General features: G+C 60.2%; 16 protein-coding genes. 10 read left to right on the top strand and 6 right to left on the bottom strand.

The annotated features are described in order from the left end of the window. Nucleotides 1–1,299 (top strand): FAD-dependent oxidoreductase, encoded by a 1,299-nt coding sequence (locus AC1DF8_RS16275; RefSeq protein WP_478154173.1) that lies wholly within the window; start codon nucleotides 1–3, stop codon nucleotides 1,297–1,299. Between the two features lie 68 nt (nucleotides 1,300–1,367). On the opposite strand, the gene AC1DF8_RS16270 is transcribed toward AC1DF8_RS16275, so the two are convergent. Both AC1DF8_RS16270 and AC1DF8_RS16265 read right to left on the bottom strand, forming a co-directional pair. Then, nucleotides 1,368–1,958, bottom strand: a complete 591-nt coding sequence (locus tag AC1DF8_RS16270; RefSeq protein ID WP_478154172.1) for an NUDIX domain-containing protein — start codon at nucleotides 1,956–1,958, stop codon at nucleotides 1,368–1,370. Continuing rightward, nucleotides 1,955–4,144 (bottom strand): molybdopterin oxidoreductase family protein, encoded by a 2,190-nt coding sequence (locus AC1DF8_RS16265; protein WP_478154171.1) that lies wholly within the window; start codon nucleotides 4,142–4,144, stop codon nucleotides 1,955–1,957. Before AC1DF8_RS16265 ends, AC1DF8_RS16270 begins: the two co-directional genes overlap by 4 nt. A gap of 17 nt (nucleotides 4,145–4,161) precedes the next feature. Here AC1DF8_RS16265 and AC1DF8_RS16260 point away from each other — a divergent pair, with 17 nt between their 5' ends. Both AC1DF8_RS16260 and AC1DF8_RS16255 read left to right on the top strand, forming a co-directional pair. Then, nucleotides 4,162–5,031: a 23S rRNA (adenine(2030)-N(6))-methyltransferase RlmJ gene (locus AC1DF8_RS16260; RefSeq protein WP_478154170.1), complete on the top strand. Its 870-nt coding sequence runs from the start codon at nucleotides 4,162–4,164 to the stop codon at nucleotides 5,029–5,031. A gap of 57 nt (nucleotides 5,032–5,088) precedes the next feature. Beyond that, on the top strand, nucleotides 5,089–5,685 hold the full coding sequence (locus AC1DF8_RS16255) for a glutathione S-transferase (RefSeq protein ID WP_112968009.1): 597 nt from the start codon (nucleotides 5,089–5,091) through the stop codon (nucleotides 5,683–5,685). Between the two features lie 93 nt (nucleotides 5,686–5,778). Here the strand turns inward: AC1DF8_RS16255 and AC1DF8_RS16250 are convergent, their stop codons facing one another. Next, nucleotides 5,779–6,411 (bottom strand): outer membrane protein, encoded by a 633-nt coding sequence (locus AC1DF8_RS16250; protein ID WP_018114166.1) that lies wholly within the window; start codon nucleotides 6,409–6,411, stop codon nucleotides 5,779–5,781. Nucleotides 6,412–6,774: 363 nt separating this feature from the next. On the opposite strand from AC1DF8_RS16250, the gene AC1DF8_RS16245 reads away from it, so the two are divergent. The 5 genes from AC1DF8_RS16245 to AC1DF8_RS16225 all read left to right on the top strand — a co-directional run bounded on the left by AC1DF8_RS16245 (nucleotide 6,775) and on the right by AC1DF8_RS16225 (nucleotide 11,028). After that, the gene (locus AC1DF8_RS16245; RefSeq protein WP_478154169.1) at nucleotides 6,775–7,542 is read left to right on the top strand and encodes an SDR family oxidoreductase; all 768 of its coding nucleotides are present in this window, start codon (nucleotides 6,775–6,777) and stop codon (nucleotides 7,540–7,542) included. Further along, the gene (uvrC, locus tag AC1DF8_RS16240) at nucleotides 7,539–9,581 is read left to right on the top strand and encodes an excinuclease ABC subunit UvrC (protein ID WP_478154168.1); all 2,043 of its coding nucleotides are present in this window, start codon (nucleotides 7,539–7,541) and stop codon (nucleotides 9,579–9,581) included. The genes AC1DF8_RS16245 and uvrC overlap by 4 nt, the downstream gene beginning before the upstream one ends. A gap of 110 nt (nucleotides 9,582–9,691) precedes the next feature. Beyond that, nucleotides 9,692–10,282 carry a CDP-diacylglycerol--glycerol-3-phosphate 3-phosphatidyltransferase gene (gene pgsA, locus AC1DF8_RS16235; protein WP_112544696.1) on the top strand — a complete coding sequence of 197 codons (591 nt, stop codon included), beginning with the start codon at nucleotides 9,692–9,694 and terminating at the stop codon, nucleotides 10,280–10,282. Continuing rightward, nucleotides 10,279–10,533 carry a molybdopterin converting factor subunit 1 gene (moaD, locus tag AC1DF8_RS16230; RefSeq protein WP_112544697.1) on the top strand — a complete coding sequence of 85 codons (255 nt, stop codon included), beginning with the start codon at nucleotides 10,279–10,281 and terminating at the stop codon, nucleotides 10,531–10,533. Before pgsA ends, moaD begins: the two co-directional genes overlap by 4 nt. Before the next feature lie 33 nt (nucleotides 10,534–10,566). Next, nucleotides 10,567–11,028, top strand: coding sequence for a molybdenum cofactor biosynthesis protein MoaE (locus tag AC1DF8_RS16225; RefSeq protein ID WP_112544698.1), 462 nt, complete (start codon nucleotides 10,567–10,569; stop codon nucleotides 11,026–11,028). Here AC1DF8_RS16225 and AC1DF8_RS16220 read toward each other — a convergent pair whose 3' ends face one another. Continuing rightward, entirely contained in the window at nucleotides 11,029–11,925 is an 897-nt protein-coding gene (locus tag AC1DF8_RS16220) for a branched-chain amino acid ABC transporter permease (RefSeq protein ID WP_478154167.1), read from the bottom strand. It lies immediately after the preceding gene. Nucleotides 11,926–11,991: 66 nt separating this feature from the next. On the opposite strand from AC1DF8_RS16220, the gene AC1DF8_RS16215 reads away from it, so the two are divergent. Together AC1DF8_RS16215 and AC1DF8_RS16210 are read left to right on the top strand one after the other, a co-directional pair. Next, entirely contained in the window at nucleotides 11,992–12,540 is a 549-nt protein-coding gene (locus AC1DF8_RS16215; protein WP_478154166.1) for a CGNR zinc finger domain-containing protein, read from the top strand. Then, the gene (locus AC1DF8_RS16210; protein WP_113013951.1) at nucleotides 12,537–13,043 is read left to right on the top strand and encodes a hypothetical protein; all 507 of its coding nucleotides are present in this window, start codon (nucleotides 12,537–12,539) and stop codon (nucleotides 13,041–13,043) included. Before AC1DF8_RS16215 ends, AC1DF8_RS16210 begins: the two co-directional genes overlap by 4 nt. 72 nt (nucleotides 13,044–13,115) lie before the next feature. On the opposite strand, the gene ndk is transcribed toward AC1DF8_RS16210, so the two are convergent. After that, nucleotides 13,116–13,538: a nucleoside-diphosphate kinase gene (gene ndk, locus AC1DF8_RS16205; protein WP_018115524.1), complete on the bottom strand. Its 423-nt coding sequence runs from the start codon at nucleotides 13,536–13,538 to the stop codon at nucleotides 13,116–13,118. Nucleotides 13,539–13,620: 82 nt separating this feature from the next. Further along, nucleotides 13,621–14,310, bottom strand: a complete 690-nt coding sequence (locus tag AC1DF8_RS16200) for a glutathione S-transferase family protein (protein WP_112968002.1) — start codon at nucleotides 14,308–14,310, stop codon at nucleotides 13,621–13,623. Nucleotides 14,311–14,499: the final 189 nt, after the last annotated feature.

The raw sequence follows: 14,499 nt of genomic DNA, 5'->3' as shown, positions 1-14,499 counted from the left end.
ATGAAGGTTTTGATTATCGGCGCCGGGACTGGCGGTCTGGCGCTCGCTCATCTGCTCAAGGGGGCTGGCATCAGCGTTGCGGTGTACGAGCGCGACCTCGCGCCGAACGCCGACACCGGCGGATATCGCGTCGGCATCAGCCCGGCTGGAAGCCGAGCGCTGAAAGCCTGTGTCCCCGACGAACTCTACGACCTCTATGTCGCTACCTGCGCCAGGTCGCCGCGCTATTTCAACATGCTGACCGAACAGTTCGGCGAAGTGCTGAGCTTTGATATCGAAGATGCGGGCCCGAATGCTCTGGATGGCGAACGGAACGTCATTCGAAAGACGCTGCGACGGGTTCTGCTCAGGGGGCTTGAAGCAGAGGTATTCTTCGGGAAGACGTTTGAAGCTTACACAAATAATGCCGACGGATCGGTTACCGCTCGTTTTCAGGATGGAAGCCTCGCGACAGGTGATGTCCTTGTGGGTGCGGACGGCACGAGTTCGACTTTGCGCAAGCAACGTCTGCCGGAAGCGCGCCTCGAAGACACGGGGATCGTCTCGCTCGGGGGCAAAATTCCAATGACGGCCGAAACGAAGGCTCTGCTGTCAGACAAAATGTTCAACGGCATGTCGCTGATTATGGCGCCGATGGGCTTTGGCGCCATCATTCATTCGCTCGAGTTCGCCCACAGCAGAAGCGACCCTGATTTTGCTGCCCGGTGGCCGGATTTCGTCGAGACGCTCGACGAGGATAGTATCGGCTGGGGCTTATGGGGCGCTCGGCAGAACTTCCCGCAGGATCCGGCCGGGCTGAGCGGCGAACAATTGCGAGAGCTTGGCCTGGAGATCGCCCGGGACTGGCATCCGCACATGCAGGCGCTCATCCGCATGACGGAACCCGCGACGATCCACGATGTCAAGATGAGGACTTCCGTACCACCGACGCCCTGGACGAGCTCGAATGTCACTATGCTCGGCGACGCCGTGCATACGATGACACCGGGACGTGGCGCAGGTGCCAATACGGCGCTTCGCGATGCCGCTCTGCTCGGACGCATGCTGGTCGAAGCGGACCAGGGCCGAAAGCCCCTCCTCGAAGCCATACGAGCCTACGAAATCGAGATGCTTCGCTACAGTAAGGAAGCAGTCCAGGAATCGAAAAAGCAGATGGATGCCCGCGATCCGGCCCATCGGCCAATTGTCGGCAGACTTCAGCTCGGCGTCACACGCGGCGTCATGCGCACCATAAACGCGATACCTGCGCTAAGACGGCGCGCCTTTCGGCAAATGATGCGCGTTCGCGGGGAAAACTGACCTCGTCGCGGATTATCTCGATCCGCCCCGGGCAAAATCGACGGATCGGATATCGATCAGCTTTCCCGCTACCGAACTTCGCCCTTGTTCAACAAGACCCATTGCAGCAGCGTGATCGTCTTGAGATCGATGATCTCTCCCCTTTCGATCATCGCAAGAGCTTCCGGCAGCGGAATTTCCAGTACCTCGATGTCCTCGTGCTCTTCCTCGAGACCACCACCATCGGATGTGCGATCGTCGATATCGATCGTCGCGGCAAAGAAATGGACGACTTCGGTAATGGAGCCTGGCGCCGGATAGGATTTGAAGAGGAAGCGGACGTCGCGGACCGTATATCCTGTTTCCTCCATCGCTTCGCGGCGGATCGCGGCCTCGGGTTCATCGCCGTCCAGCAGGCCGGCCGGCACTTCGATCATCCAGGCGGGATCGCCGTTTACATAGGCCGGCAGGCGGAACTGCTTCACCAGCACGACGACATCGCGCTTCGGATCATAAAGCAGGATACAGGCGGCGGGCGTGCGGTGATAAACCTCGCGCGGCAGGCGATGGGTCACGCCATTTCGATCTGTATAGTCGATCCGATAGCCGGTCAGCGTCGTCCAGCCGTCGGACAGGATTTCCTTGCCGACGATTTCCACTTTTGCCTTAGATTGCGTCATATGACGTCCTTGCGAAGCCAGACCTTGTTGTCATGGACGGCAGCGCCGCCATAGGGCGCCACGGGATCGGCGCCGGTGAGAACGTTGATGCCTTCGCCATCGACATGCGCCTTGTTGGGCCAGAGGCCCTCGGCGATCAAAACACCCGGCTTGACCTCGGTCGTTACGCGGGCGTGGATGCGCAGCTCACCGCGCATATTGCCAATGCGGACGAGGTCACCATTTCCGACATCGTTCGCCTCGGCATCGACAGGGTTGATCATCACTTCCGGGCGGCCTTCCTTCTGGCGCGAGGTCTTGGTTTCCGAGAAGCTCGAATTCAGGAAATTGCGCGCCGGCGATGTCGCCAGGCGGAAGGGATGCTCGGCGTCAGCAAGCTCGATGACGTCGACCTGATCCGGGAACGGCGGCAGTTCGGCATAAGGGCCGAGCGCACCGACGGAAGCGGGCGGCTTGTTCGGTGAGGCGCCGTTCACCCAATCCGGGCGGAAGTGGAACTTGCCGTCGGCATGGGCGAAACCATTGAGATAATGAGCGTCCTCGAAAGCCGGCTGGCGGTCGAACCATTTGTGCTCGAGGAAATGGTCGTAGTCCGGCAGGTTGCTGGCGGCCAGAACGCGATCGACCATTTCGCGGGCGGTGAAGCCGAAGCCGGGGCGATCGGCGACGCCAAGGCGTTTTGCCAGTTCCTCGATGACGAAGAGATTGGTGCGCACGGTCGATGGCGGCTCGACGAGCTTGGGCCCAAGCAGAATGTGGTTCTGGCCGCCGGCGCGATAGATATCGTCGTGCTCGACGAACATGGTGGCGGGAATGACGATATCGGCCATTTCGGCCGTCTCGGTCATGAACTGCTCGTGCACGGCAACGAAGAGATCGTCGCGCGCAAAGCCTTGTTTCACCAGCCGCTGTTCCGGGGCGATATTCACCGGATTGGTGTTCTGGATCAGCATGGCCGTAACAGGGCCGCGATCGCGCAACGCCACGGCATCGCCGGTCAGCGCCCGGCCGATCTGTGACTGGTCGATCATGCGGATGTCGGCATCCTTCATCGACTTGCCGGTCAGTTCCGCATTGTTCATGCGAAAGATATCGCTGTTGGAATGGAAGGCGCCGCCGCCCTCATATTGCCAGGAGCCGAGCACGGTGGCGATCGAGGCTGCCGCGTGCATGGCGACCGCACCATTACGCTGGCGCGTGAAGCCATAGCCGAGGCGGAAGAAGGTCTTCCTCGTGGTGCCGACGAGCTTGGCGAAGGCTTCGATCTCATCGACCGAAAGACCGGTTATTGCGGCCGCCCATCCCGGCGTCTTTGTCTTCAGATGCGCTTCGAGACCCGAGGGATCGTCGGCATATCCAGCCATGTAGTCACGGTCGGCATAACCGTCGCGGAAGGCGATGTGCATGACGGCGCAGGCAAGGGCCGCATCGGTGCCCGGCTTGACGATGAGCGCCATGTCAGCCTGCTTCATCGTCGGATTGTCGTAGATGTCGATGACGACGATCTTCGCGCCGCGCTCCTTGCGCGACTTGATCGCGTGGGTCATCACATTGACCTGGGTGGCAACAGCATTGGTGCCCCAGATGACGACGCAATCAGTGCGAGCCATCTCGCGCGGATCGGGGCCGCGCAGCATGCCGGTCGCCATGGTAAAGCCGGTCCAGGCGGGATTGGTGCAGATCGAGGAGAAGAAGCCGGAATAACGCTTGGCATGGCGCAGGCGCTCGATCGAGTCGCGCTGCACCCAACCCATGGTGCCGGCGTAGAAATAAGGCCAGATGGCCTCACTGCCATTCTTGACCTCGGCCTTCACGAAGGCTTCGGCAATCTCGTCCAGCGCATCGTCCCAGGAAATCTGCTGCCACTGCCCTGCCCCCTTGGCGCCGGTGCGGCGCAGCGGGTGCATGAGACGGTCCGGATGATAGAGCCGCTCGGCATAACGGGCGACCTTGGCGCAGATGACGCCCGACGTGTAGGAATGATCGTTCGCGCCCCGGACACGACCGATACGGCCGTCTTCCGTCAGATCCACTTCCAGTGCGCAGGTGGAGGGACAGTCATGCGGACAGGCCGTATGGCCGATCCGGGATTTGGCATGGATGGGGGTCGCAATGTTCATGCGATTTCTATATGCCAAGGCTCGACCGCCCAAAAGGCACAAAAACTCCCAATCATCCGAATTCATAACAGGCATCAGCGAAAATGAACTATCGCCACATCTATCATGCAGGCAATTTCGCCGATGTCCTGAAGCATGCGGTGCTGGCTCGGCTCGTCCGCTACATGCAGAAGAAGGATGCGGGTTTCCGCGTACTCGACACGCATGCCGGCATCGGCCTCTACGATCTTTCTTCCGAGGAAGCGCAGAAGACCGGGGAATGGCAAGATGGTATCGGCAAACTGCTCGAGACCGATCTCGGACCACAGGTCTCCGAATTGCTGGAGCCCTATCTCACCGCCATCCGCGAGCTGAACCCGCAGGGCGGCCTGCGCTTCTATCCCGGCTCGCCCAAACTGGCCCGCATGCTCTTCCGCCCGCAGGACCGGCTTTCGGCAATGGAACTGCACCCTGAGGATTTTGTTCGCCTGCATCGCGTCTTCGAAGGCGACCATCATGCGCGCATCACCGAGCTCGACGGCTGGCTGGCGCTCGGCGCGCATCTGCCGCCCAAGGAAAAGCGCGGCATCGTGCTCGTCGATCCGCCCTTCGAGGAAGACGGCGAATACGAGCGCCTGGTGGATGGTCTTGCCAAGGCCTACCGGCGTTTTCCGGGTGGCACCTATTGCCTCTGGTATCCACTGAAGAAGGGCGCACCGATCAAGGAATTTCACGAGGCGCTGCAGGCGACCGAAATCCCGAAGATGCTCTGCGCCGAGCTTGCCGTGCGCAGCGACCGGGAGACGACGGGGCTGACGGGCTCCGGCCTCGTCATCGTCAATCCGCCCTTCACGCTGAAGGACGAGCTGCACCAATTGCTACCGGCGCTAAAGGACCATCTGGCGCAGGACCGTTTCGCCTCGCAAAGAGCTTTCTGGCTGCGCGGCGAGACCAAGCCCGCCGAGGCCGATTGACCGACTCTCGTCGCTCGGGAATAGTCCGGCGCCATCAGCATATCCAAAAGGTGCCCCATGAAGCTTCTCTGCTCCCCGACTTCCCCTTTCTCCAGCAAGGTGCGCATGGCTTCGCGCCATCTCGGCCTGGAGACTACGGAAATCCGGGTCGATACGAATGCGGGACCGGCGATCCTCGTGGACAACAACCCGCTCGGCAAGATCCCGACGCTACTGACGGATGACGGTGTTTCCATCTTCGACAGCATCGCCATCATGCATTATTTCGACCGGCTCAAGAAGGGGGCGCTCTATCCTTCCAAAAAGGGCAAGCGCACGGATGCCGAAGTGCTGGAAGCGCTCTGCGACGGCGTCTGCGACTGCCTGCTGGCGATCGTCTACGAACGCCGCTTCCGCGACGAAGAAAAGATGCATCAGCCCTGGATCGACCGGCAGTGGAAGAAGGTCGAGACCGCACTGAACTATCTGGCCGCCAATACGCCGAAGCTCGGCAAGAAAATGCATGGCGGGCATTTCGCGCTCGCCGCCACGATCGGCTACCTCGACCTGCGCTTCAAGGGCCAGTGGGAGGAAGACCATGCCGAGCTGATCGGCTGGCTGCGAGAATTCGAAAAGAAGTTCGACGGCTACGAGCAATTGAAGCCGCAGACCTAGAGATTTGCTAAAGCACTAGAATCCGAGGTTGACGCAGACAACAAAAAAGCCGGGCACGAAGCCCGGCTTTTTTCATATTCGATGCAATCGGGATCAGAACTTGACGCCGATACCGACCTTGACGCTGTTTTCGTCGAAGCCGCGCGAAACGCTGCCGGAGTCGAGATTGTAGTCCTTGTCCTGGTAGTCGGTGTAGCGGTATTCGAGACGCGTCGTGATGTTGTTGGTCACGAAGGCTTCGACACCGGCACCGACCGTATAGCCGTAGGCAGTCTTGCTGTCTGAAGACGTACCGTCTGAAACCTTGGTGTTGGCGAGCGCCAGACCTGCCGTACCATAGAGCAGGAAGGGGTTCAGGTCGTAACCGACGCGACCGCGAACGGAGCCGTTCCAGCCGGTCTTGTTCTTGATGCCGTCGGTGGTGACGTCCGCATCGCCGTAACCGAGATCGGCTTCAGCACCGTAAACGATCTGGCCCTGCTGGAAGTTGTAACCGGTGAAGAGCTGGCCGCCCCAATCGTAGGTGTCACGGTCGTGACCGAAGCTGCCCATGTTGTAGGTCGCTGCGCCACCGAGGTAGAAGCCCTGCCAGTTGTTGACCGGAGCCGGGGTCTCCTCAGCAACCGGGGCCTGCGGAACCTGATCCACGGCATCAGCTGCGTGGGCTACCGAGAAACCGCCAACGGCGAGAGCGGAAGCCATGAGGCCAGCAAAGAGTATACGCATACTTGTCTCCTTTCAGTCCCGCGCGCCCGTCAACTCAAATTCGGCGAAGCATTCACGGGGGATTACTAAATGTCCCTTCCGGTTCGAGAGTGAAATTGGAGTGCAAATGCGGATTTGAAAGAGCCAAATTGTGATATCATTGTGGCCCCGCGGCGGCAGAAATTCGATGTTGCTTGCCTGCAACATACCGTTTATTAAGGATAATAATGAGTTAAACTTACAATACTCATTTTAATAAATCGATCCCGCAAATAATACATAGAATATCCGGCCAGCAGAGGCAATGCTTTCGGCCTATTTATATAATCTAGGCCTGCCCTTATATAGTCAGCAAACGGACTCGCAGGATCAGAAGGCAGCATCTTGACCCAGAAAAGACTTCGCGCGGCGCTTGTGACGGGTGCCGCCAAAAGAATAGGCCGGGCGATTGCCGAAGACCTTGTTGCTGATGGATTTTCGGTCGCAATCCATGCCAACGGCTCGCTCGCCGAAGCCGTGAGCTTTGCGGCGGAATTGCGGCAGAAGGGCCATCAGGCGGTTGCGATCAAGGCAGATCTTGCCAATATTGACGAGACCGAGGAGCTTGTCGGAAAGGCGTGCGAGGCGCTCGGGCCGCTCGATCTTCTCGTTAATAACGCATCGATTTTCCTCGAGGATTCGCTCCGCAAATTCGACGCACGAGTATGGGACGAGCATTTTGCCGTCCATGTTCGCGCGCCTTCGATACTGGCCGCTAAATTCGCCGAACAGCTGCCGGAAGCGGCCGAGGGGCTGATCGTCAACATTATCGACCAGCGCGTCTGGGCACTGCGGCCGAGCTTCTACTCCTATACTCTGTCGAAATCGGCGCTGTGGACGGCGACCCAGACGATGGCGCAGGCGCTGGCGCCACGCATCCGCGTCAACGCGATCGGTCCCGGTCCATCGATGCCGAGCGAGCGGCAATTGCAGGAAGACTTCCAAGCACAGGTTTCAGCCCTTATCTTGAAGCGGGGACCTGAGCTCAAGGAATTCGGCCGAACGATTCGTTTTCTGTTCGAGACCCCTTCGATCACGGGTCAGATGATTGCACTCGACGGCGGCCAGCATCTCGCCTGGCAAACGCCTGATGTGCTGGAGATCAAGGAATGAATGCCAAGAAGCTGCCGGATGGCGGTGTTCTTTACGACGAGACCGATGATAACGACGACGATATCATCGAGGTAGAAGGCGATGCCTCTGCCTCGCCGATTTCGGCGTCGGTCGACTGGAATGCCGGCAGCATCAACGAAACCGGCCTGCTCGGCGCCGATTTGATCGCCGAATTCGTCAAGCGCCTGCCAAACAGCCCCGGCGTCTACCGCATGTTCAACGAGGCGGGCGATGTGCTCTATGTGGGCAAGGCCCGCAGCCTGAAGAAGCGCGTCGGCAACTATGCGATGGGTCGCGTGCACTCCAACCGCATCGCCCAGATGGTGCGCCAGACCGCCAACATGGAATTCGTCACGACGCGGACGGAGACCGAGGCGCTGCTGCTCGAAGCGAATCTGATCAAGCGCTTGCGGCCGCGCTTTAACGTGCTGCTGCGCGACGACAAGTCGTTTCCCTATATCCTGATAACAGGCGATCATCGCGCCCCCGCCATCTTCAAGCATCGCGGTGCGCGTGCCCGGAAGGGGGACTATTTCGGTCCCTTCGCCTCGGCCGGTGCCGTTGGCCGCACGATCAATTCGCTGCAGCGCGCCTTCCTGATCCGCACCTGTACCGACAGCGTCTTCGAGACGCGCACCCGGCCCTGCCTGCTCTATCAGATCAAGCGCTGTTCCGGGCCTTGTACGCATGAGGTGAGCGACGAGGGCTATGCGGAGCTGGTGCAGGAGGCCAAGGACTTCCTCTCCGGCAAGAGCCAGAAGGTGAAGGAGCACATGGCGGAGGCGATGAACGCCGCCGCCGAAGATCTCGATTTCGAACGCGCCGCGATCTACCGCGACCGCCTCGCGGCGCTCTCGCATGTGCAGAGCCACCAGGGCATCAATCCGGCCGGCGTCGAAGAGGCTGATGTTTTCGCCATCCATCACGAGGGCGGGATTTCCTGCATCCAGGTGTTCTTCTTCCGCACCGGGCAGAACTGGGGCAACCGCGCCTATTTCCCGAAGGCCGATCCGCAACTGTCAGGCGCCGAGGTGCTGAACGCCTTCCTCGCGCAGTTCTACGACGACAAGCCGGTGCCGCGGCAAATCATGCTGTCGGAGACGGTGGAAGAACTGGAACTGCTGGCGGCCGCACTCGGTGAAAAAGCCGGACACAAGGTTTCGATCCTCGTCCCGCAGCGCGGCGAGAAGCGCGATCTCGTCGAGCATGTTATCGCCAATGCCCGCGAGGCGCATGGGCGCAAGCTTGCTGAAACCGCCTCACAATCCCGGCTGCTGGAAGGTTTCAAGGACACGTTCGGCCTGCCCTATGTGCCGCAGCGCGTCGAGATCTACGATAACTCGCATATCATGGGCACGAATGCGGTCGGCGGCATGGTGGTCGCCGGGCCGGAAGGTTTCGTGAAGAACCAGTATCGCAAATTCAACATCAAATCGACCGAGATCACCCCCGGCGACGACTTCGGCATGATGCGCGAGGTGATGACGCGGCGCTTCTCGCGCCTGCTGAAGGAAGAGGGCATTCCGGACAGGAGCGCGCAGGTCTCAGCCGCAGATGCGGCCGACATGCCCTTCCCCGCCTGGCCGGACGTGATCCTCATCGACGGCGGCCAGGGACAGATGACCGCGGTACGTGCCATCCTGGAAGAACTCGGCATAACCGACAGCGTGATTGCCATCGGCGTCGCCAAGGGCGTGGACCGCGAGGCCGGCCGTGAACGTTTCTTTGCACCCGGCAAGGGAAGTTTCACGCTGCCGCCGCGCGATCCTGTTCTCTATTTCATCCAGCGCATGCGCGACGAGGCGCACCGTTTCGCGATCGGCTCGCATCGGGCCCGGCGCAAGAAGGAGATGGTTAAGAACCCGCTCGACGAGATCGGCGGCATCGGGCCTTCGCGCAAGCGGGCCCTGTTGCAGCACTTCGGCACGGCGAAAGCCGTGTCGCGAGCCGCGCTCTCCGATCTCATGGCGGTGGAAGGGATTTCGGAGGCCGTCGCAAAGCAGGTCTATAATCATTTTCACGACGACGCCGCGAAATAAGCGGCGCCGGTCGCAAATTCCACGCAAAGGCAGCGAAAAAACAGAAAGAATGTTGACGGTCGAAGGGCAAAGCCGTCATCTACCGCCGCAATATCAAAGAGAACCGCTTCATGGCATCGCGTGCGTATAATATCCCCAATCTCCTGACCTACGGCCGCATCCTGGCGGTGCCGCTGATCGTCGTCTGCTTCTTCATCGAGGGACGGCTCAGCAGCAGCGATACCGCGCGCTGGGTGGCGCTCTGGATTTTCGTCATCGCCTCGATCACCGATTTCCTCGACGGCTATCTCGCGCGAATCTGGAACCAGACCTCGAATATCGGCCGCATGCTGGACCCGATTGCCGACAAACTGCTGGTTTCCGCCATCCTGCTTCTGGTTGCCGCCGACGGCACGATCGCCGGCTGGTCGCTTTGGGCGGCGATCATCATTCTCTGCCGCGAGATCCTGGTTTCGGGCCTGCGCGAATATCTGGCCGCGCTGAAGGTCAGCGTCCCTGTGACGCGCATTGCCAAGTGGAAGACGACGCTGCAGCTCGTCGCCATCGCCTTCCTGCTCGCGGGCCCGGCGGGCGATACCATTTTCCCCTACACGACCTGGACGGGGATCGCGCTCCTCTGGATCGCAGCACTTCTGACGATCTATACCGGCTATGATTATTTCCGTGCCGGCCTGAAACATGTGGTGGATGACGAAGAATGACACGGCTTGTCTATTTCGCCTGGGTGCGCGAACGCATCGGCAAGGGTGAGGAGGAGATCGACCTCCCCTCCTCCGTCGTCAGCGTTGCCGATCTTCTGAATCATTTGAAGGGCCTGGGCGAGGAATATGAGATGGCCCTTCAATATCCTGATGTGATTCGGGTCGCGATCGACCAGGAACATGTGGAGCATGACGAGCCGATAACGGGGGCAAAAGAAATCGGCATTTTCCCACCGATGACGGGCGGCTGAGGAACGACGGTTCTTCGGGCTGAGGAGTCTCCTGTGAGCATCACGCCAACCATTCGCGTCCAGCGCGAGGATTTTGATCTGCAGGCGGAAGTCGACCGGCTTTCCAAAGGCAAGCCCGGCATCGGCGCGGTCGTAACCTTCTCCGGTCTTTGCCGCGATGAAGGCGGCACGCTCTCGGCGCTGGAACTCGAACATTATCCCGGCATGGCCGAAGCGGAGATGAGCCGTATCGGCGAGCTCGCCATCGAGCGCTTCGGGCTCAACGGCCTGACCGCCATCCATCGCTTCGGAAAGATTGCGGCCGGCGAGAATATTGTGCTGGTCGTCGCAGCGGCGCCGCACCGGCAGGCCGCCTTCGACGGCGCGAACTTCGTCATGGATTTCCTGAAGACCTCCGCCCCTTTCTGGAAGAAAGAACACGGCAAGGACGGCGACACCGGCGACTGGATCGCGGCGAAAGATGCCGACAACACCGCGCGCGATCGCTGGAAATAGTCAAAGCACGACGCGCTCGCGGCGGCTCAATACCAGCAGGAATACCAAGAGCGAGAATATGGCGAGATCGCGCCAGATGAAGGAGCCGTAGGCGCCCCAGAGCGTCTCGACGAGTGCGAGGCCGGCCGCACCGCCCGCCGAGCGCAGCGGATCGGAATAGCCACCGACAGCAGCGATCAGCAACACCTTGAGGCCGAACATCAGCCCAGCGCCGAAATCCATCGATCCGTAATAGAAGGTCGCAAGGATGCCGCAGCAGGTGGCGACGAGCGCTGCGGCCCCATAGGACACAAGGAAGACACGGCTGGCGCTGGTACCGCAGAGTTCGGCGGCAAGCGGATCATCTATGACGGCGCGCCACAGGCGGCCCCAGGCGGTGCGCTTCAGGATTACCGCCCCGATCGCAATGATTGCGCACATCAAGGCCGTATCCAGAAGCTGGATATAGGTGAGCGTCACCTTGAAGGTGCCGTCGCTCCAGAAGGTCACGTTGTCGTTCAGGAGCGGCGGAAGCCAGATGGCGCGGGTATTGGCGGCAAGGCGCGCCGCCTCCATCAGCACGATCATCATTCCGAGCGCTGCGACGATGACCGTGTTCGGCGATTTGCTGACGAGCGGCTGCATGACGAAACGGCCGATCCACACCCCAGCCCCCACTGAATAGACCAGCGAGGCACAGACGCCGACCGCGATCGCCGCCGGCAGCACCAGCCAGAGGCGATTATAGGCCATGTCCGTGAAGAGCAGCAGCATCTGACCGGCAAAGGCGATAATAGCCCCATAGGTGATGTCGGCGCGTTTGGTGACCCCAAAGGCGATCGAATAGCCGAATGCAAGCGTGGCGTAGAGCGCTGCGAGCGGCACCGCATTTGCCAGTTGCTGCAGAAGATAGGCCATTCAGACACTCCAGATCGCCTTAAAATAATAACTGGCAAAATGTGTTTTACCAGTTATATTTTTCTCATGAGCTTCTCCTGGACCCCTCACCGTTTTTCCGGTGGCGCATTGGCGCTTGATGTCGCCAACAGCGTCATCCTTCGTCACGATACGGCGCGCAGCATCGACCGCTTCGAGGCCGAAGGGCAGATGGAGCGCTTCCCAGCGGCAGCGCGAGCGTTCTGCGCCGAACGGGTACTTTTCGGCGACATAGGGCCCGTTCGAGCGCAGAATAGAGCGAACTTCATCGAGCTGCGCGAAGCGACGGACCGATACTTCCGACAGCGCGTGCTCGAGGGGAACGACGACCGGCTGCTCGCCGAATTGCTGGAAACTTTGGCGCGCGCGCTGCGCGGGGCATCGGAAAAGGGGCTTGATACGGCAACGGCCCATTCGGTCTTGCGGCTGATCGCCATGCCAGATCCGGAGCGGATGAAGATCTGCGGCAATTGCGGCTGGCTGTTCATCGACCGCAGCAAGAATAAAAGCCGGGCCTGGTGCGATATGGCCGTCTGCGGCAATCGCGCCAAGGCGATCAGGCATTACCGGAGGAAAAAGAAGGAGGAGACGCCATGAAGCGGCGTTTAGTCATCACGACACTTGCAGCAGCGGGGATCATGCTTGCCGCCTGCCAGCGCCAGGCCGAGACCATGCTGGAAGTGACGGGTCATCTGTTCGTGTTCAACTATCGAAACGCCAGCGCCACCTATCTGCTGACAATGAAGAAGACGGCGCCCATTCCCGACGGCTCGACCATCGTTGCCGAATTCGAGAACCCTCAAGGGGGCACGCCGCTTGTGTTGAACCAGAAGGTCTTCCCAATGGACGACAAGATTTCGGTCCAGAGCGAAAACCTGCACTGCGTGGTCAAGGACCGGCCCTATTCGGTGACCGTCAAGCTGGTCGACAAGGATGGCAAGCTTCTGCAGGAGTTGAAGGCGCAGTTCAAATCCGATCTCGACCAGACGGTGCTGCCGAGCAAGCCGCTGGTGGTCGGGGCCGGCTACGAGAAGAACCCGGAGGTCTTCAAACCGGACGGAACGACGGATTTTTCGAATACGGACAAGTGTCCGGCTTAACAAAAAAGCCGGGACGAGCCCGGCTTTTCTCAGTCAATTCAATGCATTCCCGAGGAATGCTCCGTAGCTGAATCAGCCGACGATCTCGGTGTCGGAAAACCAGTACTTGATTTCCTGGGCTGCGGTTTCCGGAGCGTCCGAACCGTGGACGGAGTTTTCGCCGATCGAGAGAGCGTGAACCTTGCGGATCGTGCCTTCGGCAGCGTTTGCCGGGTTGGTTGCGCCCATGATTTCGCGGTTCTTCAGGATGGCGCCTTCGCCTTCCAGAACCTGAACGATGGTCGGGCCGGAGGTCATGCCGTCGACGAGTTCGCCGAAGAACGGACGTTCCTTGTGAACAGCGTAGAAGCCTTCAGCTTCGCGCTTGCTCATCCAGACGCGCTTGGAGGCGACGACGCGCAGGCCGGCATCTTCGAGCATCTTGGTGATAGCGCCCGTCAGGTTGCGCTTCGTTGCGTCCGGCTTGATCATCGAGAAGGTGCGTTCAATCGCCATTATCAGGTCCTCATACTCGTAAGGGAAAAGTGGGCGGTCTTTACCCGCCTCACCGCCTGAAAACAAGGGGTCTATGGCAATTTCACGCCGCTGTCACAGTCCGGCCCCGGCTTTCGTGAAGATCGAGGCAGCGCTCGAACCACGCCATAACGGGGTCATCCGGAGCCAGCATGGCAAGGCCGGCGGCGATGCGCAGCCATTGCAGCGCGCCGAAGACGATATAGTCGGCAAAGAGCGGACTCTCGCCGCCGATGAACGGCTGGAAGCGCAGCATATGTCGCATCGGCTCCAGCTTGGCGGCAAAGGCCTCCCTCTCGGCGTCACGACCGGCTGCGAAATCCTCCAGCGGCTTGCCGAGACGGCTTTCGCGGCTGGCGCGGAAATAGGCCTTGTCGCCCTCATCGAGAATGGAATGAATATCGAGGAGCGCGATCCGCATGATCGCCGGATGGATGATCATCTGCGAATAACCCTCGACCAAACGCGACAGGGCCTTGCCGCCCTCGCCACCAAACAGCGACGGACGGTCCGGATAGGCCTCTTCCAGGTAAAGGGCGATATCGAAACTGTCTGATATCAGCCGGCCGTTATCGTCCAGAACCGGCACGGTCTTGGAAAAGCCGCCGCCGATACCAGCAATGCGGCTGTAGGTCGTCGGCACTTCCTCGAAATCGAGGCCCTTGTGGGCAAGCGCCATCACCGCCTTCCAGCAATGCGGCGAGAAGAAATGACGCTCGTCGGCGCCGCACAGGGAATAAAGAACTCTGGTCATATCAGTCCTTTCGATATCGCAGCGGGTTCATTCCACGCCAGAAAGCCGGCGCGATCAAATCAGGAATTTTCATGGCGCCATCACGGCCGCTGCTGATACGGACAGGGCCATTCCCGATCGGGACGCAGCAAGGGTGCATTAACCGGTTTTGCTGCTTCCCTCCCCACGAACCTTGAAAATTCAATGTCT

The organism is Rhizobium sp. 05N49 (assembly GCF_056396805.1).
The sequence above is the reverse complement of the archived record's forward strand: the minus strand, read 5'-3'. Positions and strand labels throughout refer to the sequence as shown.

Excerpts from the sequence above, each read along its gene's own strand:
- AC1DF8_RS16275 (WP_478154173.1), top strand. The coding sequence starts at position 1 with ATGAAGGTTTTGATTATCGGCGCCGGGACTGGCGGTCTGGCGCTCGCT.
- AC1DF8_RS16270 (WP_478154172.1), bottom strand. The coding sequence starts at position 1,958 with ATGACGCAATCTAAGGCAAAAGTGGAAATCGTCGGCAAGGAAATCCTG.
- AC1DF8_RS16265 (WP_478154171.1), bottom strand. The coding sequence starts at position 4,144 with ATGAATTCGGATGATTGGGAGTTTTTGTGCCTTTTGGGCGGTCGAGCC.
- AC1DF8_RS16260 (WP_478154170.1), top strand. The coding sequence starts at position 4,162 with ATGAACTATCGCCACATCTATCATGCAGGCAATTTCGCCGATGTCCTG.
- AC1DF8_RS16255 (WP_112968009.1), top strand. The coding sequence starts at position 5,089 with ATGAAGCTTCTCTGCTCCCCGACTTCCCCTTTCTCCAGCAAGGTGCGC.
- AC1DF8_RS16250 (WP_018114166.1), bottom strand. The coding sequence starts at position 6,411 with ATGCGTATACTCTTTGCTGGCCTCATGGCTTCCGCTCTCGCCGTTGGC.
- uvrC (WP_478154168.1), top strand. The coding sequence starts at position 7,539 with ATGAATGCCAAGAAGCTGCCGGATGGCGGTGTTCTTTACGACGAGACC.
- pgsA (WP_112544696.1), top strand. The coding sequence starts at position 9,692 with ATGGCATCGCGTGCGTATAATATCCCCAATCTCCTGACCTACGGCCGC.
- moaD (WP_112544697.1), top strand. The coding sequence starts at position 10,279 with ATGACACGGCTTGTCTATTTCGCCTGGGTGCGCGAACGCATCGGCAAG.
- AC1DF8_RS16220 (WP_478154167.1), bottom strand. The coding sequence starts at position 11,925 with ATGGCCTATCTTCTGCAGCAACTGGCAAATGCGGTGCCGCTCGCAGCG.
- AC1DF8_RS16215 (WP_478154166.1), top strand. The coding sequence starts at position 11,992 with ATGAGCTTCTCCTGGACCCCTCACCGTTTTTCCGGTGGCGCATTGGCG.
- AC1DF8_RS16210 (WP_113013951.1), top strand. The coding sequence starts at position 12,537 with ATGAAGCGGCGTTTAGTCATCACGACACTTGCAGCAGCGGGGATCATG.
- ndk (WP_018115524.1), bottom strand. The coding sequence starts at position 13,538 with ATGGCGATTGAACGCACCTTCTCGATGATCAAGCCGGACGCAACGAAG.
- AC1DF8_RS16200 (WP_112968002.1), bottom strand. The coding sequence starts at position 14,310 with ATGACCAGAGTTCTTTATTCCCTGTGCGGCGCCGACGAGCGTCATTTC.